The sequence below is a fragment of the Gilliamella sp. ESL0250 genome, assembly GCF_013345045.1.
In the GTDB taxonomy this organism is placed as follows: domain Bacteria; phylum Pseudomonadota; class Gammaproteobacteria; order Enterobacterales; family Orbaceae; genus Gilliamella; species Gilliamella apicola_H.
Map to the genome: position 1 here is coordinate 38,615 of NZ_JAAEDV010000002.1, position 16,242 is coordinate 54,856.

Below are 16,242 nucleotides of genomic sequence, written 5' to 3' on the forward strand. Positions count from 1 at the left end.
AAATTTGATAATTATTTATACAATATTTCCTTGACAATAAATCAATGAACTAGTTTAATAGTACATAATTTGTGTTAAGCATATAAAAAATAATGAAACGACAATACTTTCTAACTTACATTCGTCAAACCACTGTTTTTGGTTGGTGGCACATTACTTTTGGCGGGTGATGTGATGACGTATTGTCTTTTCTTATAAAACCCGCTTAGTGCGGGTTTTTTGTTTCTAGCAGGTCAAAGAATCGGTATGAATAAAAATTAAATATAGATAGAGAGCCAACAATGAACAAGCCAACATTAACACAGCTAACCAAAACCATCGGGTATTATCAAGATCCGACTCAGGTGTTTTATCAATTATGTGATAGCAAACCGGCAACTTTGTTGCTTGAATCAGCCGAAATTGATAATAAGCAAGGAATTAAAAGTGTCATGATTGTCGATAGTGCATTACGTATTTCGGCAATAAATAATGAAGTGACTTTTAAGGCATTGACCACAAATGGTGAAAAGCTATTACCTTTATTACAACAGGCTTTTACAGACAAGTTAGATATTGTACAAGTGGATGAACAAACACTTAAATTGGTTTTTCCGACTATTGATAGTCTGCAAGATGAAGATTCGCGATTAAAGTCACTCTCAGTCTTTGATGCATTACGTACATTGTTAACTATTGTGAATATTCCTAAGCAATGCGGTCAAGATGCAGTTTTTGTTGGTGGGCTATTTTGTTATGACCTTGTCGCTAGCTTTGAAAATCTACCTATTTTATCTTCCGATCAGCGGTGCCAAGATTTCTGTTTTTATTTGGCTGAAACTTTATTAGAGATAAATCATAAAGATCATGTATCCATTTTAAAAGCAACAGCGTTTACATCAGACGAGCTAGAAATAGAACGCTTAACATTAACATTAGCCGAGTTAGAAGCAACTTTAAATCAACCAATAAAAGCCATCCAAACGCAGTCGCTAGTAAATATCAAGGTCACTTGTGATAGAAGTGATGATGATTTCAATACGATTGTCAAAAAAATGCAAGATGCGATTCAACAGGGGGAAATTTTCCAAGCGGTACCGTCAAGGCGTTTTTCGTTACCTTGTCCTAATCCATTATCGGCTTATCAGGTATTAAAAAACAATAATCCAAGTCCTTATATGTTTTATATGCAAGATAGTGATTTTGTGTTATTTGGCGCATCGCCTGAAAGCGCACTTAAATACACTAAAGCAACTAATCAAGTTGAAATCTACCCTATTGCGGGCACCCGTCCACGAGGCTTAACCGCCAAGGGTGAAATTGATTATGACTTAGATAGCCGATTAGAGCTTGAAATGCGTACTGATAAAAAAGAGTTGGCTGAACACTTAATGTTAGTGGATTTAGCCCGTAACGATTTAGCTCGTATTTGTAAATCAGGTACTCGTTACACCAAAGAGTTATTAAAAGTCGATCGTTACTCGTTTGTGATGCATTTGGTTTCGCGTGTGGTGGGGCAGTTGCGTAGTGATTTAGATGCGCTGCATGCTTATCAAGCTACCATGAATATGGGCACATTAACTGGTGCACCCAAAGTTCGCGCTATGCAATTAATTGCCGAATCGGAAAAAGTTAAACGGGGTAGTTATGGTGGCGCTGTTGGTTATTTTACCGCGAATGGTGATTTGGATACCTGTATTGTAATTCGTAGTGCGTACGTAGAAGAGGGTGTTGCAACAGTACAAGCGGGTGCTGGTGTGGTTTTGGATTCTGAACCACAATCTGAATCTGATGAATCGCGTAATAAAGCGCGAGCTGTCATTCACGCGATTATGGCAGCACATCATGTAGAAGGTGAATTCTAATGGCTAATATCTTATTTATTGATAATATTGATTCCTTTACTTACAACTTGGTTGATCAATTACGTAATAGCAAGCATTGTGTGACTATTTATCGAAATACCATTCCTGCCGATGTTATTATTGAAAAACTGTCACAAATGCAAAATCCTATTTTAATGTTATCACCTGGTCCTGGCGCACCGAGCGAAGCGGGCTGTATGCCTGAATTGCTTAAACGTTTAAAAGGTAAATTACCTATTATTGGTATTTGCCTTGGTCATCAAGCGATTGTTGAATCTTATGGTGGAACAATTGTACCAGCCGGCGATATTTTGCATGGTAAAGCCTCGCTGATTGAACATGATCAGCAAGCGATGTTTAAAGGATTGCCCAATCCGCTACCGGTTGCGCGTTATCACTCTTTAAAAGGCGAAAATATTCCCAAAACACTCACTATTAATGCGCTTTGCAACAATGTTGTTATGGCAGTGCGTAATGATGAAGATCGTGTGTGTGGCTTTCAGTTTCACCCTGAATCAATTCTAACTATTCAAGGGGTAAAACTATTAGAGCAAACAATTGCGTGGGCACTTAATCCACCAGAACAGAAAGAACAACCCAAACAAGAAGCTATTGTTGATAAGCAAGAGTACAATATTCAACCAACACTAAATAAATTGTATTTAGGACAAACATTAAGCCAAGAAGAAAGCAAAGTATTATTTAATTTAATTATTCAAGGAAAAATTGAACCAACGATATTGGCCAGTGCAATTATTAGTATGAAAGTTCGAGGCGAAAAACCTGATGAGATTGCAGGTGCCGCTCAGGCTTTACTTGAAAATGCAGATGCTTTTGATATTCCCGATTATGATTTTACCGATATTGTCGGCACCGGTGGTGATGGCACTAATAGCATTAATATCTCAACCGCCAGTGCCTTTGTGGCTGCAGCATTGGGTTATAAAGTGGCCAAACATGGTAATCGTGGTGTATCAAGTAAATCAGGTTCTTCGGATGTACTTTCTGCGTTAGGCATTAAATTAAATATGCCGGCACAAGCTTCCCGCCAAGCATTAGATGAACTTGGCGTGTGTTTTTTGTTTGCTCAGCAATATCATTCAGGTTTTCGCCATGCGGCGTCGGTTCGTCAGCAGTTAAAAACACGCACTATCTTTAATGTTCTTGGACCGTTGATCAATCCATCTCGACCTAAACGTATTTTATTAGGTGTGTATCATCCTGATTTAATTAAACCGATTGCCGAAACATTAAACATGCTGAATTATACCCATGCTTATGTGGTGCATGGTGCAGGAATGGACGAAGTTGCCATTCATGGCGAAACCCGCGTTGCGGAAGTGAAAAATGGCGAAATCCGTTACTTTACTCTTACACCGGACGATTTTGGCTTACCAACATATAGCTTAAAAGATATTGAAGGCGGTACGCCTGAGCAGAATCGTGATATGTTAATTGCCATTTTACAAGGTCACGGTAAACCAGCACACGAATCAGCAATTGCCGCTAATGTGGCAATGTTGATGAGCCTGTTTGGCGAGTCAAATTTAAAACAAAATGTACAGCGAGCAATAGCCATGATGCGCAGTGGCAAAGCTTATGCGCTATTACAACAATTAGCAGCAAGATAACAAATGGAGAACAACATGGCAATTGCAGCCTTAGCAAAAAATGTTGAAATGGCAACAGTATTAAAAAAGATCATTGAAGATAAACAAATTTGGTTAACTGAGCAGCAGACAGCAAAGCCACTTGCAATGTTCAAATCAGCAGTAATACCCAGTGATCGCAATTTTTATCAAGCACTAACTCAACCCCAAAAAGTATTTATTTTAGAGTGTAAAAAAGCATCACCATCAAAGGGATTGATTCGAGATGATTTTGATCCAGCGCGTATTGCTAGCGTTTATAAAGATTATGCTTCGGCAATTTCGGTGCTGACTGACGAAAAATATTTCCAAGGTAGCTTTGAATTTTTACCAATAGTTCGCAATGAAGTGACACAACCAGTGCTTTGTAAGGATTTTATTATCGATGAATATCAGATCTATTTAGCGCGCTATTATCAAGCCGATGCGATACTATTAATGTTATCTGTATTGAACGATGATGAATATTGTCATTTAAGTAAAATTGCTCATCAACTTAATATGGGCATACTGACTGAAGCTAGCACCGAAAACGAGGTTGAAAGAGCTATCCAACTCGGAGCAAAAGTAATCGGTATTAATAATCGTAATTTAAGGGATCTGACGGTTGATCTAAATCGGGTAAAAGTTTTATCTAAGTCAATTCCAAGCGATCGCATTATTATTAGTGAGTCGGGTATTTATACCCATAGTCAGGTTAAAGATCTCAGTCATTACGCTAACGGATTTTTAATTGGCAGTGCGTTAATGTCAGAACCCAATTTGACGTTGGCGATTCGCAAAGTGATGTTAGGGGAAAATAAAGTCTGTGGCTTAACACGTACTGAAGATGCTGTAAATGCTTATCAAGCGGGTGCTGTCTATGGTGGTTTGATTTTTGTGCCAAATTCAGCGCGTTATATACAGCCAATTAAGGCACGAACAGTTATTGCCTCGGCACCACTGAATTGGGTTGGTGTTTTTCGAAATGAAGAGATTGAAACCGTATGCCAAATAGCAAAACAGTTATCCTTATATGCTGTCCAACTGCATGGTGATGAAGATGAAAACTACATCGAGACATTGCGACAAGGATTACCTAAAACTTGCCAAATTTGGAAAGCACTAAGTATTGGAAGCACCATCCCTAAACATGACAATCCATTAGTTTCACGCTATCTATTCGACAATGGGGCTGGTGGCACGGGCGAATGTTTTGATTGGACAATGCTTGCTGATCACAATTTAAATAATGTCATTTTAGCTGGTGGTATTAATCCACAGAATATAAAGGCAGCTTTAGCGACGGGTGTGATAGGAGTTGATCTTAATTCAGGGGTTGAAGTGTCACCAGGTATTAAAGATAAACAGAAAATCCAAGCTGCATTTGAACAAATTTAATTTTTAATTTTAAAAAAAGGAATGGTTATGTCTAAATTAAATCCTTACTTTGGCGAATTTGGTGGGCAATATGTTCCCCAAATATTAATGCCTGTACTTGAGCAACTTGAGGACGCCTTTATTTCGGCAATCAATGATCCTAACTTTCAAAAAGAGTTTAATGATTTATTAGTGAACTATGCAGGCAGACCAACTGCATTAACTTTATGCAAAAATCTAACCGCTGGCACGAAAACCAAGCTTTATTTAAAACGGGAAGATTTGGTACATGGCGGTGCGCACAAAACGAACCAAGTTTTAGGACAAGCGTTGCTTGCTAAAAGAATGGGCAAAACCGAAATTATTGCTGAAACGGGGGCGGGGCAACATGGAGTTGCATCAGCTTTAGCTTGTGCATTACTGGGTTTAAAATGCCGAATTTATATGGGTGCGAAAGATGTTAAACGCCAAGCACCGAATGTGTTTAGAATGCGACTCATGGGGGCAACGGTGATCCCCGTTGAAACAGGATCTGCAACCTTAAAAGATGCCTGTAACGAAGCATTGCGCGATTGGTCTGGAAGTTATGAAAAAGCTCATTATATGCTTGGTACGGCAGCGGGTCCGCATCCTTTTCCAACCATTGTGCGTGAATTTCAGCAAATGATCAGCCGTGAAGCAAAACAGCAAATTCTTGAAAAAGAAGGGCGTTTGCCAGATGCAGTGATTGCTTGTGTTGGCGGTGGCTCAAATGCTATTGGTATGTTTGCTAATTTCATTGATGATAAATCGGTCAGATTAATAGGTGTTGAGCCCGGTGGTCATGGTATCGAATCTGGTGAGCATGGAGCTTCGCTTAAACATGGTAAATTGGGAATTTATTTTGGTATGAAATCGCCAATGATGCAAACAGATGAAGGGCAAATTGAAGAATCATATTCGATATCAGCAGGACTTGACTTCCCATCGGTTGGGCCACAGCATGCGTATTTAGATAGTATTGGTCGCGCTGATTATGTGTCCATTACCGATGATGAAGCGCTTGATGCCTTTAAGGCCTTATCGCGACATGAGGGCATTATCCCGGCGCTAGAATCATCACATGCACTCGCCTATGCGATGAAAATGATTAAAGAAAACCCCACTAAAGAACAGCTATTAATCGTTAATCTATCAGGCCGTGGCGATAAAGATATCTTCACCGTTTATGATATTTTAAAAGCAAAAGGAGAAGTCGAATGAACCGTTATCAAAAACTGTTTGCCACATTAACAGCCGAAAAGCGTGGCGCTTTTGTTCCTTTTGTACCGGTTGGCGATCCAACGCCAGAACAGTCGTTTAAAATCATCCAAACTTTGATTGAGTCTGGCGCCGATGCGTTAGAATTAGGCATTCCATTTTCAGACCCGATGGCCGATGGTCCAACCATTCAAAATGCTAATATTCGTGCATTCAAAGGTGGAATAACCGTTGAAAAGTGTTTTGAGATTCTAACTAATGTGAGAGCGCAATATGCTAATATCCCAATAGGGTTACTTATTTATGCTAATTTAGTTTTCAAAAAAGGTATCGACAATTTTTATGCCAAGTGCGCCAAAGCGGGAGTTGATTCGGTGTTGATTGCCGATTTACCTGTTGAATATGCAAAAGAATTTACAGGGGCAGCAGAAAAATACAATATAGCGCCAATTTTTATTTGTCCACCTAATGCTGATGATGAAGTCATTAAGAATATTGCTAAGCATGGTAAAGGTTATACCTATTTGGTCTCACGTGCAGGTGTTACTGGTGCTGAAAATCGCGCGAATAAACCACTTACTCATTTGTTAAAAAAATTAATTGAGTTTGGTGCGCCTCCGGCTTTACAAGGATTTGGTATTTCCGAGCCAACTCAAGTTAGCGAAGCGATTAAATCAGGTGCGGCTGGGGCAATTAGTGGATCAGCAACGGTTAAAATTATTGAGAAAAATCTTGTTAATCCACAGCAAATGCTTAGTGAATTGGCAAATTTTGTCCAAACAATGAAAAAGGCAACTAGCAAGTAATTGATCGCAAAAAGTAATGGGCGCAATAATTGACTTGAAAAACGAATTATTGTGCCAATATTAGTTAATCAGTTATGCTTAATTTATTTGGTGTGCACATTAAAATCAACGCGTGATATTTTTTAATAACTTTAAGCTTAATGATAAAACAAGCGTGATTTGCAGTTGCATTTTATTGAAAATGCCGTATAATTCTCATCCATCTATCGCGGGGTGGAGCAGCTTGGTAGCTCGTCGGGCTCATAACCCGAAGGTCGTTGGTTCAAATCCAGCCCCCGCAACCACTTAAATTTTCATTCATAAATCAATTTATCCTGTTATTGTTTGAAAGTTCGAATGAAGTGGCTTCATTATAGTTAGTTTTTGAATGTAAGCCTCGCATGTCGAGGTTTTTTTTCGTGTTATTATTTAAGCGTAAGTTTAAAAGAAATGTTGGGCTATATGCCCTTTTTTATTTTCTGCAGTGGAGGTTTGTTTGGCTAATATAGAACAGCAATTGACCGATATCATTCAAGAGCCAGTGAATGCACTTGGTTTTGAGTTAGTTGGCGTTGAATACATTCGTGGCCGTTATCCTGTGTTACGAGTTTATATTGATAGTGAAAATGGTATAACTGTTGATGATTGTGCTGATGTTAGTCGACAAATTAGCTCGGTGCTTGATGTTGAAGACCCTATCAAAGATGCATACAATCTTGAAGTTTCATCGCCTGGCATGGATAGGCCTTTGTTTACGCTTGAACACTATCAACGTTTTATTGGTGAAGAAGTCGCAATTAGTTTACGTATTCCTGTTGCTAACCGACGCAAGTGGAAAGGGCGAATTAAGTCTATCGATAGTGAGATGATTACATTAACTGTGGATGATAGTGATGAAGTGTTTGCTTTTAGTAATATCCAAAAAGCGAACATAGTACCTAATTTTAACCTTAAATAGAGTACGGGTGTAAAGGATGAATAAAGAAATTTTAGCTGTTGTTGAAGCGGTATCAAACGAAAAAGCGCTTACGCGCGACAAAATTTTCGAAGCATTAGAAACCGCATTAGCAACGGCCACTAAAAAGAAGCATGCTGTTGATATTGATGTTATAGTAAAAATCGACCATAAAACAGGCGATTATGACACTTTCCGCCGTTGGCAAGTAGTTAATGAAGTGACCCAACCAACGAAAGAAATAACGTTAGATGCAGCACAATATGAAGACTCCTCAGTACAACTTGGCGATTATATTGAAGAACAAATTGAATCTGTTGCTTTTGACCGTATTACTACGCAAACGGCCAAACAAGTGATTGTGCAAAAAGTGCGCGAAGCTGAACGTGCCATGGTGATTGACATGTTTAGAAATCGTATTGGTGATATTGTGACAGGTATTGTCAAAAAAACCAATCGTGACAGCGTGATTCTTGACTTAGGTAACAATGCTGATGCCATGATGTCTCGTCATGATATGTTACCGCGCGAAAACTTCCGAATTGGCGATCGCGTTCGTGGTATTTTATATTTAGTTGAACAAAACAATAAACCTGCACAACTTTGTATTAGCCGTTCAAATCCTGAAATGATGGAAGAACTATTTCGCATTGAAGTTCCCGAAATTGGCGAAGAGATGATCGACATCAAAGGTGTGGCTCGTGATCCTGGTTCGCGCGCTAAAATTGCAGTTAGCAGTAATGATCGTCGTATTGATCCTGTTGGTGCATGTGTTGGCATGCGAGGTGCGCGTGTACAAGCTGTATCTAATGAATTTGGTGGTGAGCGTATTGATATTGTTTTATGGGATGATAATCCTGCTCAATATGTGATTAATGCCATGGCGCCAGCCGATGTTGTTTCCATCGTTGTTGATGAAGATAAACATACCATGGATGTGGCAGTCAATGCTGACACATTGCCACAGGCAATAGGTCGTAATGGTCAAAATATTCGTTTAGCATCACAACTTACTGGTTGGACATTAAATGTGATGAGTACCGAAGATTTGCAAGAAAAACACCATGCAGAATCTTTTGCGGCAATCAATAATCTAATTAAACATCTTGATATTGATGAAGGACTTGCACAGTTGTTAGTTGAAGAAGGCTTTACCTCACTTGAGGAACTTGCCTATGTGCCAGTTGACGAATTACTTGAAATTGAAGAACTGGATGAAGATTTAGTTCAAGCTTTAAGAAGTCGAGCAAAAGACGCATTAACTACAATGGCACTAGCAAATAGTGGCGATAAACAACCTGCTCAAGATTTACTTAATCTGCCAGGTATGACACAAGAGTTAGCCTATCAATTTGTGCAACATGACATCATTACTTTGGAAGATTTAGCTGAACAAGGTACCGAGGATCTAAACGATATTGAAGGTTTAACAAGCGAACAAGCTGGCGATTTTATTATGGCTGCACGTAATATTTGTTGGTTTGCAGATGAATAATTGAGGAAAAGTAATACATGACCAAAGTATCAATCGAAACACTGGCTCAAGAGATAAACACTCCAGTGCAAACACTTTTGCAACAGTTTGCCGATGCAGGTATGAAGAAAACCGCATCTGATACTGTTACACAAAAGGAAAAAGAAGCTTTGCTTGCTCACTTAAAACCTCAGCAAGGCCCAACAAAGCTAACATTGCAACGTAAAACGCACTCAACCTTGAATGTGTCAAGCGGTGGTGGCAAAAGCAAAGAAATTAAAGTAGAAGTTCGTAAAAAACGAACTTTTGTTAAACGTGATCCAGCTGAAATTGCCGCTGAACAAGAAAAGGCACGCCTTGAAGCAGAGCAAAAAGCGAAAGAAGAAGCCGAATTAAAAGCGCGCAAAGAAGCTGAAGAACAAGAAAAGAAAGAGGCGCAAGAAGCCAAAAAACGTGCTCAAGAAGAAAAAGCGAAAGCAGCGCAAGAACATTCAGCAGATCCTAAAGTGAAAAAAGCTCAAGAGGAAAAAGCACGGTTAGAAGCTGAAGCGAACGAAATTAAACGTAAAGCTGAAGAAGAAAGTCGCCGAAAATTAGAGGAAGATGCTAAACGTATGGCTGAGGAAGCGCGTAAACTCGCTGAACAATATAATCAGGCTGATGATAGTGATCATACCGAAGATGAAGATTATCATGTGACAACCTCGAAATATGCGAGAGCCGCAGAAGACGATACCGATCGTGAAGTTGAAAGTGCTCGAGGGCGAGGTCGTAGTGGTAAACAGACTAAGCAGAAAAAAGGCAGCAAACTATCGGAAGGCAAAGCAGAACGAGAAGAAGCTCGGGCTGCGACACGTAATGGTCATAAAAAGAAAGGTAAAAGTACCTTACAGCAGGGCTTTAATAAACCTGTACAAGCAGTTAACCGCGATGTGGTTATTGGTGAGACTATTACTGTTGCCGAATTGGCTAATAAAATGGCCGTAAAAGGCTCTGAAGTCATCAAAACCATGATGAAGATGGGCGCAATGGCAACTATTAATCAGGTTATTGACCAAGAAACTGCGCAGCTTGTTGCTGAAGAAATGGGACATAAAGTGGTATTACGTCGTGAAAATGAGCTTGAAGAATCACTTATGAGCGACCGTGATACTGGTGCAGAAAAAGTTGCACGTGCGCCAGTTGTCACCATTATGGGGCACGTTGACCATGGTAAAACCTCATTACTTGACTATATCCGTAAAGCAAAAGTGGCATCAGGTGAAGCGGGTGGTATTACTCAGCACATTGGTGCTTACCATGTGAAAACAGCAAATGGTGAAATTACATTCTTAGATACTCCGGGTCATGCGGCATTTACTTCAATGCGTGCGCGTGGTGCTAAAGCAACAGATATTGTGGTACTTGTTGTTGCTGCTGATGATGGCGTGATGCCACAAACCATTGAAGCGATTCAGCATGCTAAAGCGGCAAATGTGCCAATTGTGGTTGCGGTGAACAAAATTGATAAACCGGAAGCCGATCCTGAGCGCGTAAAAGGTGAACTTGCGCAATATGGTGTAATGTCAGAAGATTGGGGTGGTGATACCCAGTTTGTTCATGTTTCAGCAAAAGCAGGAACTGGTATTGATCAACTACTTGAAGCTATTTTATTACAAGCAGAAGTCCTTGAATTAACCGCATACGAAACCGGTATGGCAAGTGGTGTAGTAATTGAATCATTCCTTGATAAAGGTCGTGGTTCGGTTGCGACAGTGCTAGTGCAATCAGGTACGTTACGTAAAGGCGATATCGTTCTTTGTGGATTTGAATATGGACGAATTCGGGCAATGCGTAATGAACTAGGCAAAGAAGTGACAGAAGCGGGTCCTTCTATACCAGTTGAGATCCTTGGTTTATCGGGTGTGCCATCGGCAGGTGATGAAGCAACTGTTGTGCGTGATGAAAAGAAAGCGCGTGAGGTTGCCCTTTATCGACAAGGTAAATTCCGTGATGTGAAACTTGCTCGCCAGCAAAAAGCGAAACTTGAAAACATGTTTACTAATATGACAGAAGGCGATGTTTCTGAGCTTAATATCGTATTAAAAGCGGATGTTCAAGGTTCGGCTGAAGCGATCTCTGATTCATTACTTAAACTGTCAACAGACGAAGTTAAAGTTAAAATTATTGGATCAGGCGTGGGTGGTATCACTGAAACTGACGCATCACTAGCAGCTGCATCAAATGCGATTATTTTAGGCTTTAATGTTCGTGCCGATGCCTCTGCACGTAAAGTAATTGAATCAGAAAACTTAGATCTTCGTTACTATTCAGTAATTTATGATCTGATTGACGAAGTTAAACAAGCCATGAGCGGTATGCTTGCGCCAGAGTACAAACAAGAGATTATTGGTCTTGCTGAAGTGCGTGATGTATTTAAATCGCCTAAATTTGGTGCAATTGCCGGTTGTATGGTAACCGAAGGTGTGGTTAAACGTCACAATCCAATTCGTGTTCTACGTGATAACGTGGTTATCTATGAAGGTGAACTTGAATCATTACGTCGCTTTAAAGATGATGTTAACGAAGTGCGTAATGGAACTGAATGTGGTATTGGTGTGCGCAACTACAACGATGTTCGTGTTGGCGATACGATTGAAGTCTTTGAAACTATTGAAATCAAACGTACGATCTAATTACAACGTATTAATGTTATAAGCAAGGTTTAGCCTTGCTTATTCATTTTTTAAGGAAAATAGATATGGCAAAAGCATTTAATCGTTCATCTCGAGTTGGGCATGAATTACAAAAAGAGATTGCAATTATCTTACAACGAGAAATCAAAGATCCTCGTCTTGGCATGGTCACTGTTTCGGGCGTTGATATCTCGCGCGATCTTGCCTATGCTAAAGTGTTTGTCACTTTTTTAAATGACGATGATCCACAAGTGATTGAACAAGGTTTAGTTGTGCTTAATGACGCTAAAGGCTATATTCGCACTTTGATTGGCAAAGCGATGCGTTTGCGAATCATTCCTGAGATCAAATTCTTTTACGATGAGTCGCTTGTTAAAGGTATGCAAATGTCGAGTTTGGTGGCGGATGTTATCAAGCATGATAACGAGCGTCATAAAGATTAATATTAAAAAAATAGTCCTGAATTTTGTCAAAAAGTTTCAGGTAACTATACGTTTCAGTATAAAATAAATGATGAATATAAAAAGAACTCGCCGTGATCTTCACGGCGTTTTGTTACTAGACAAACCACAAGGCATGACATCCAACGATGCTCTGCAAAAAGTGAAATGGCTATTTAATGCTAAAAAAGCGGGGCACACAGGGGCACTTGATCCATTAGCGACAGGTATGCTACCTATCTGTTTTGGTGAAGCGACCAAATTTTCACAGTATTTATTAGATTCAGACAAACGTTATCGAGTGATCGCCAAACTTGGTGAACGTACAGATACCTCAGATGCGGATGGCCAAATTATTTGTACCAAACTTGTTAAAGTGAACGAATCGCAAATTAACCAAGCTTTAACACATTTTCGAGGTGATATTTTACAAGTACCGACCATGTTTTCGGCTTTAAAATATCAAGGTAAACCACTTTACGAATATGCCCGCCAAGGTATTGTCATTGAACGTGAAGCTAGACCTATTACCGTTTACGAAAATCAATTTATCCAATTTGATGCTATAAAAAACGAATTAACGCTAGAAATACACTGCTCTAAAGGCACCTATATTCGAACTATTATTGATGATTTAGGCGAATTACTGGGTTGTGGGGCACATGTTATTTATTTAAGGCGTTTGCAAGTATCTAATTATCCGATTGATAAAATGATCAGTTTAGATGCATTACAAAATAGGACCGAAAAGGATGAACTGTTAATGCCTGTTGATAGTCCGTTACAAGATCGTCCAAAAATCACGCTGACTGATGCACAAGGTAAAGATATATTGTTAGGGCGAACCATTGAATTTGAAAGCGCTACACAAGTTGAAACCTTGGTGCGAATTTATCAAGGCAAGCAATTTATTGGCGCCGGCGTGATGCAAAGTAACAAATTATCGCCAAAGCGATTAATATCAACCTTGTAATGAATTAGGTATTTTTTATTAAATGCTAAATTTAATTTTCAACAGTAATTAAAAAGCTAACGATAAATTAAATTTAGCGGCAGAAAAACACCGAGTTGTTTAGAATTCAAGATTAAAATGATCTTCTAAAAACGTATAAGGTATTTTCAATACAATTATGTCATGCGGTTTAACCTAATTATAAAAGTGAACAAACCGCTTAATCTTTTGCTTTTTATCTTTTGAATCCTCGAAAATTTAATTTATTGGAATTACTCGCCTTGTTTAAAATAATTTAAAAAACTACAGTAGTAAATATACATAAAAAACAAAACTAACGCCTTTTTAGATTAATATTTTTTGTAAAAAATATTCAGGATTCTATGCCGTTTGGTAATTAATTGAGGGTTTACAGTATTTCATTTGTTAAAAGGTGTAATAATCATCGTATCAATCAAAATTCACAAAACCAGTCTGCCAACAGACCAACGTGGTGAATTCATTAAGTGTACCGCATTTGCTTTAAATTGCGTAATCGTGCTTATCGAACAGAAATGTTAGATTTATCTCTGTTTAACAATCTAGCGTAAGTAAGGAGGATAACCGAACAATGGCTAACCATTTATCACACAGGCAGACTTCACAAGGTATTAAACAGCCTGATACTTATTGAATATAAAACATTAAAATAGGCAACATGATTTTCTATGTCAGTTTTATACTCACAATTGGATATATACATAATTTTACCCAATTTATTTATAATAACGGTATAGAATCCTGAATATTTTTAACAAGAAATAATCAAAGGTAAAAAGTGTATTACGGAAAATATCATAGAATGAATAATTAAGGCAAAGAGAGTTACAATTGACTGATGCATAAAGAAAAAATGAAGCATCATGATAATGAATAATATAAGGGCCGAATCTAAGGCGAATGAAGCGCTTGAAAAGCAAAAAAATAAAAAGGTCTTAACCAAAGATCAGTAACAAAAAACTATATGTGTTTTGTATATCGGATGCAGCAATAGCTATTTTTAGTTTAATTTATTTTGAGTTGAAATAACTGAACATTTAGCAAACGAGTTGGTCATTATGGAAAGTAGTTGATATGTTCTTTATTTATGATGCGTAACGTCAGTTCGGTAATAGCAATAATTAACGCTGAGCGAATCATTTGTTGATAGCGGTTTTGGTACATGGAAGATTTTAACGTATCGACAATGCCAGATTGTTTGGCTTTTTCGTGTTGCGATTCCCAGCTTGGTGGTAATACCATATCATGTAATAAACTAATAGGGCCTAAAATTTCATCATCTAAATAAGTATATTGCCTATCGTCTTGTTCTAGCTCGTCCAAAATAGCAATCAGCAATTCTATATCTTCGTAATCTTCACGAGAAATAATCCCCAACACATAAAGCAGTTTTAAGCAAACAGAAGTATCATTGAGTGGTCCATTTTTACCAACTAATGAAGGGATGACAAATTTAATGGCGTGAGGTTCTTTTCGAAAGACTTTAAGAATTAATTTGTTGACATTATCATTGATTAATTTTATGGCAACGGCTAGCAAGCTGTGAATATCAGCTTGCTGGTTGAGTTTTTCTAATATCGTATCTTCTTGTAATATCGATTCTGGCATTAGGTGTTATGTAAATTGACGATTTTGCATTGTAGTATAAATTTCTTCAATTTGCTTAACAATAGAATTGTTAACATCAATCCCAGCGATTTGACAAAAAGCGTGTTTAACACCTTTTTCGGTAATGAGTTTTGCCAGTTCAACTGCTTGCTCGTCATCACTATTACGATAGTTGAGAGCGGCTGCGATACCGATTAGTAAGTTAGTATTTTTAACTTGATACTCAAAAGTACCGAGCAATGGCTTAATTAAACGATCGCCAGCGCCTAATTTACGCATTGGTTGCCGACCAACACGTGAAGTATCATCATGTAAATACGGGTTTTCAAAGCGGTTTAAGATTTTTTCGATATAAGCCATGTGTTTTTGTTCATCAAAATTGTAACGTTTGATAAGTACTAAGCCGCTTTCTTCCATTGCTCCACGAACAATTAAACGAATTTTTTCGTTTAAAATTGCATCGCGAATGGTGCCAATACCATGATAGAAACCTAAATAAGCCGTAATCGCATGACCTGTATTTAAGGTAAATAGTTTTCGCTCAACAAAAGCCATTAAATTGTCAACAGGCTGCATACCTGTAATGGTTGGAATCGTCCCCACAAACTGCGTTTCATCAACAATCCATTCAGAAAAAGTCTCTACAGTGACTTCTAAAATATCGCCTGTTTTTGATGTTGCAGGTGGTACAATGCGATCCACCGCAGAATCGACAAAACCGATATGGGCATTTGTCCATTGATGAAGCTCTTTTGGTAGTGATTTGAAGATTTCTTGTTTAAATTGGCTAGTACCACGAACCATATTTTCACAAGCAATAATATTCAGTGGCTTGGTATTGCCTTGTTGATGTCTTGCTATAATCCCTTGCGCAACACTTGAAGCAATGCGCGCTAAAATTTGCGGACCCACGGCGGTGGTGATTAAATCAACTTTGGTAATATAATCGATCACTTCATTAGAGGTGCTGTTAATTCCATCGACATTTTTGACTATTTCAGTGGTGGATTGTTCGCCAACAACATTGACGGGGTACTCACGGCGCTTAGCGATTGCAGTGATGATTTGTTCATTGATATCGGCAAATGTGACCTGTATGCCAGCATCTGATAGTAATTTTCCAATAAAACCTCGCCCAATGTTACCTGCGCCAAAATGTAATGCTTGCATTATAATAATCCTTAATTAAATTTAAAAAGTGGTAATGGTTTCCCACTTGTTAA

12 protein-coding genes, 1 tRNA gene and 1 other annotated feature are annotated in these 16,242 nt (G+C 38.5%); of the genes, 11 read left to right on the plus strand and 2 right to left on the minus strand.

Features of this window, described 5'->3' with window-relative positions; genetic code table 11:
- The first annotated feature begins 137 nt into the window (after window positions 1-137).
- Window positions 138-224: a sequence feature (Trp leader region), on the plus strand.
- A 57-nt stretch (window positions 225-281) separates the two neighbouring features.
- The 11 genes from GYY69_RS01980 to truB all read left to right on the plus strand — a co-directional run bounded on the left by GYY69_RS01980 (window position 282) and on the right by truB (window position 13,393).
- Window positions 282-1,844, plus strand: a complete 1,563-nt coding sequence (locus tag GYY69_RS01980; protein ID WP_174796186.1) for an anthranilate synthase component 1 — start codon at window positions 282-284, stop codon at window positions 1,842-1,844.
- Window positions 1,844-3,475 (plus strand): bifunctional anthranilate synthase glutamate amidotransferase component TrpG/anthranilate phosphoribosyltransferase TrpD, encoded by a 1,632-nt coding sequence (gene trpD / locus GYY69_RS01985; protein ID WP_174796187.1) that lies wholly within the window; start codon window positions 1,844-1,846, stop codon window positions 3,473-3,475. The genes GYY69_RS01980 and trpD overlap by 1 nt, the downstream gene beginning before the upstream one ends.
- Window positions 3,476-3,490: 15 nt before the next feature.
- Window positions 3,491-4,873: a bifunctional indole-3-glycerol-phosphate synthase TrpC/phosphoribosylanthranilate isomerase TrpF gene (gene trpCF, locus GYY69_RS01990; protein WP_202984921.1), complete on the plus strand. Its 1,383-nt coding sequence runs from the start codon at window positions 3,491-3,493 to the stop codon at window positions 4,871-4,873.
- 27 nt (window positions 4,874-4,900) lie between these two features.
- Window positions 4,901-6,094 carry a tryptophan synthase subunit beta gene (gene trpB / locus GYY69_RS01995; RefSeq protein WP_085247493.1) on the plus strand — a complete coding sequence of 398 codons (1,194 nt, stop codon included), beginning with the start codon at window positions 4,901-4,903 and terminating at the stop codon, window positions 6,092-6,094.
- Window positions 6,091-6,897, plus strand: coding sequence for a tryptophan synthase subunit alpha (gene trpA, locus GYY69_RS02000; RefSeq protein ID WP_174796189.1), 807 nt, complete (start codon window positions 6,091-6,093; stop codon window positions 6,895-6,897). The genes trpB and trpA overlap by 4 nt, the downstream gene beginning before the upstream one ends.
- 207 nt (window positions 6,898-7,104) lie before the next feature.
- Window positions 7,105-7,181: transfer RNA gene (locus GYY69_RS02005), tRNA-Met, on the plus strand.
- Window positions 7,182-7,372: 191 nt separating this feature from the next.
- Window positions 7,373-7,834, plus strand: coding sequence for a ribosome maturation factor RimP (gene rimP, locus GYY69_RS02010; protein WP_174796190.1), 462 nt, complete (start codon window positions 7,373-7,375; stop codon window positions 7,832-7,834).
- Window positions 7,835-7,850: 16 nt separating this feature from the next.
- Window positions 7,851-9,326, plus strand: coding sequence for a transcription termination factor NusA (nusA, locus tag GYY69_RS02015; protein ID WP_174796191.1), 1,476 nt, complete (start codon window positions 7,851-7,853; stop codon window positions 9,324-9,326).
- Between the two features lie 17 nt (window positions 9,327-9,343).
- Window positions 9,344-11,980 (plus strand): translation initiation factor IF-2, encoded by a 2,637-nt coding sequence (gene infB, locus GYY69_RS02020; RefSeq protein ID WP_174796192.1) that lies wholly within the window; start codon window positions 9,344-9,346, stop codon window positions 11,978-11,980.
- A gap of 65 nt (window positions 11,981-12,045) precedes the next feature.
- Window positions 12,046-12,423, plus strand: a complete 378-nt coding sequence (gene rbfA / locus GYY69_RS02025; protein WP_174796193.1) for a 30S ribosome-binding factor RbfA — start codon at window positions 12,046-12,048, stop codon at window positions 12,421-12,423.
- Window positions 12,424-12,490: 67 nt separating this feature from the next.
- Window positions 12,491-13,393: a tRNA pseudouridine(55) synthase TruB gene (gene truB, locus GYY69_RS02030; protein WP_202984922.1), complete on the plus strand. Its 903-nt coding sequence runs from the start codon at window positions 12,491-12,493 to the stop codon at window positions 13,391-13,393.
- A gap of 1,074 nt (window positions 13,394-14,467) precedes the next feature.
- Here truB and GYY69_RS02035 read toward each other — a convergent pair.
- On the minus strand, window positions 14,468-15,019 hold the full coding sequence (locus GYY69_RS02035; protein ID WP_174796194.1) for an MltR family transcriptional regulator: 552 nt from the start codon (window positions 15,017-15,019) through the stop codon (window positions 14,468-14,470).
- Window positions 15,020-15,025: 6 nt separating this feature from the next.
- On the minus strand, window positions 15,026-16,189 hold the full coding sequence (locus GYY69_RS02040) for a mannitol-1-phosphate 5-dehydrogenase (RefSeq protein ID WP_174796195.1): 1,164 nt from the start codon (window positions 16,187-16,189) through the stop codon (window positions 15,026-15,028).
- Window positions 16,190-16,242 lie beyond the last annotated feature (53 nt).

What these genes read in the sequence shown, in the direction of transcription:
- GYY69_RS01980 (WP_174796186.1), top strand. Translation starts at nt 282, where the DNA reads ATGAACAAGCCAACATTAACACAGCTAACCAAAACCATCGGGTATTAT.
- trpD (WP_174796187.1), top strand. Translation starts at nt 1,844, where the DNA reads ATGGCTAATATCTTATTTATTGATAATATTGATTCCTTTACTTACAAC.
- trpCF (WP_202984921.1), top strand. Translation starts at nt 3,491, where the DNA reads ATGGCAATTGCAGCCTTAGCAAAAAATGTTGAAATGGCAACAGTATTA.
- trpB (WP_085247493.1), top strand. Translation starts at nt 4,901, where the DNA reads ATGTCTAAATTAAATCCTTACTTTGGCGAATTTGGTGGGCAATATGTT.
- trpA (WP_174796189.1), top strand. Translation starts at nt 6,091, where the DNA reads ATGAACCGTTATCAAAAACTGTTTGCCACATTAACAGCCGAAAAGCGT.
- nusA (WP_174796191.1), top strand. Translation starts at nt 7,851, where the DNA reads ATGAATAAAGAAATTTTAGCTGTTGTTGAAGCGGTATCAAACGAAAAA.
- infB (WP_174796192.1), top strand. Translation starts at nt 9,344, where the DNA reads ATGACCAAAGTATCAATCGAAACACTGGCTCAAGAGATAAACACTCCA.
- rbfA (WP_174796193.1), top strand. Translation starts at nt 12,046, where the DNA reads ATGGCAAAAGCATTTAATCGTTCATCTCGAGTTGGGCATGAATTACAA.
- truB (WP_202984922.1), top strand. Translation starts at nt 12,491, where the DNA reads ATGATGAATATAAAAAGAACTCGCCGTGATCTTCACGGCGTTTTGTTA.
- GYY69_RS02035 (WP_174796194.1), bottom strand. Translation starts at nt 15,019, where the DNA reads ATGCCAGAATCGATATTACAAGAAGATACGATATTAGAAAAACTCAAC.
- GYY69_RS02040 (WP_174796195.1), bottom strand. Translation starts at nt 16,189, where the DNA reads ATGCAAGCATTACATTTTGGCGCAGGTAACATTGGGCGAGGTTTTATT.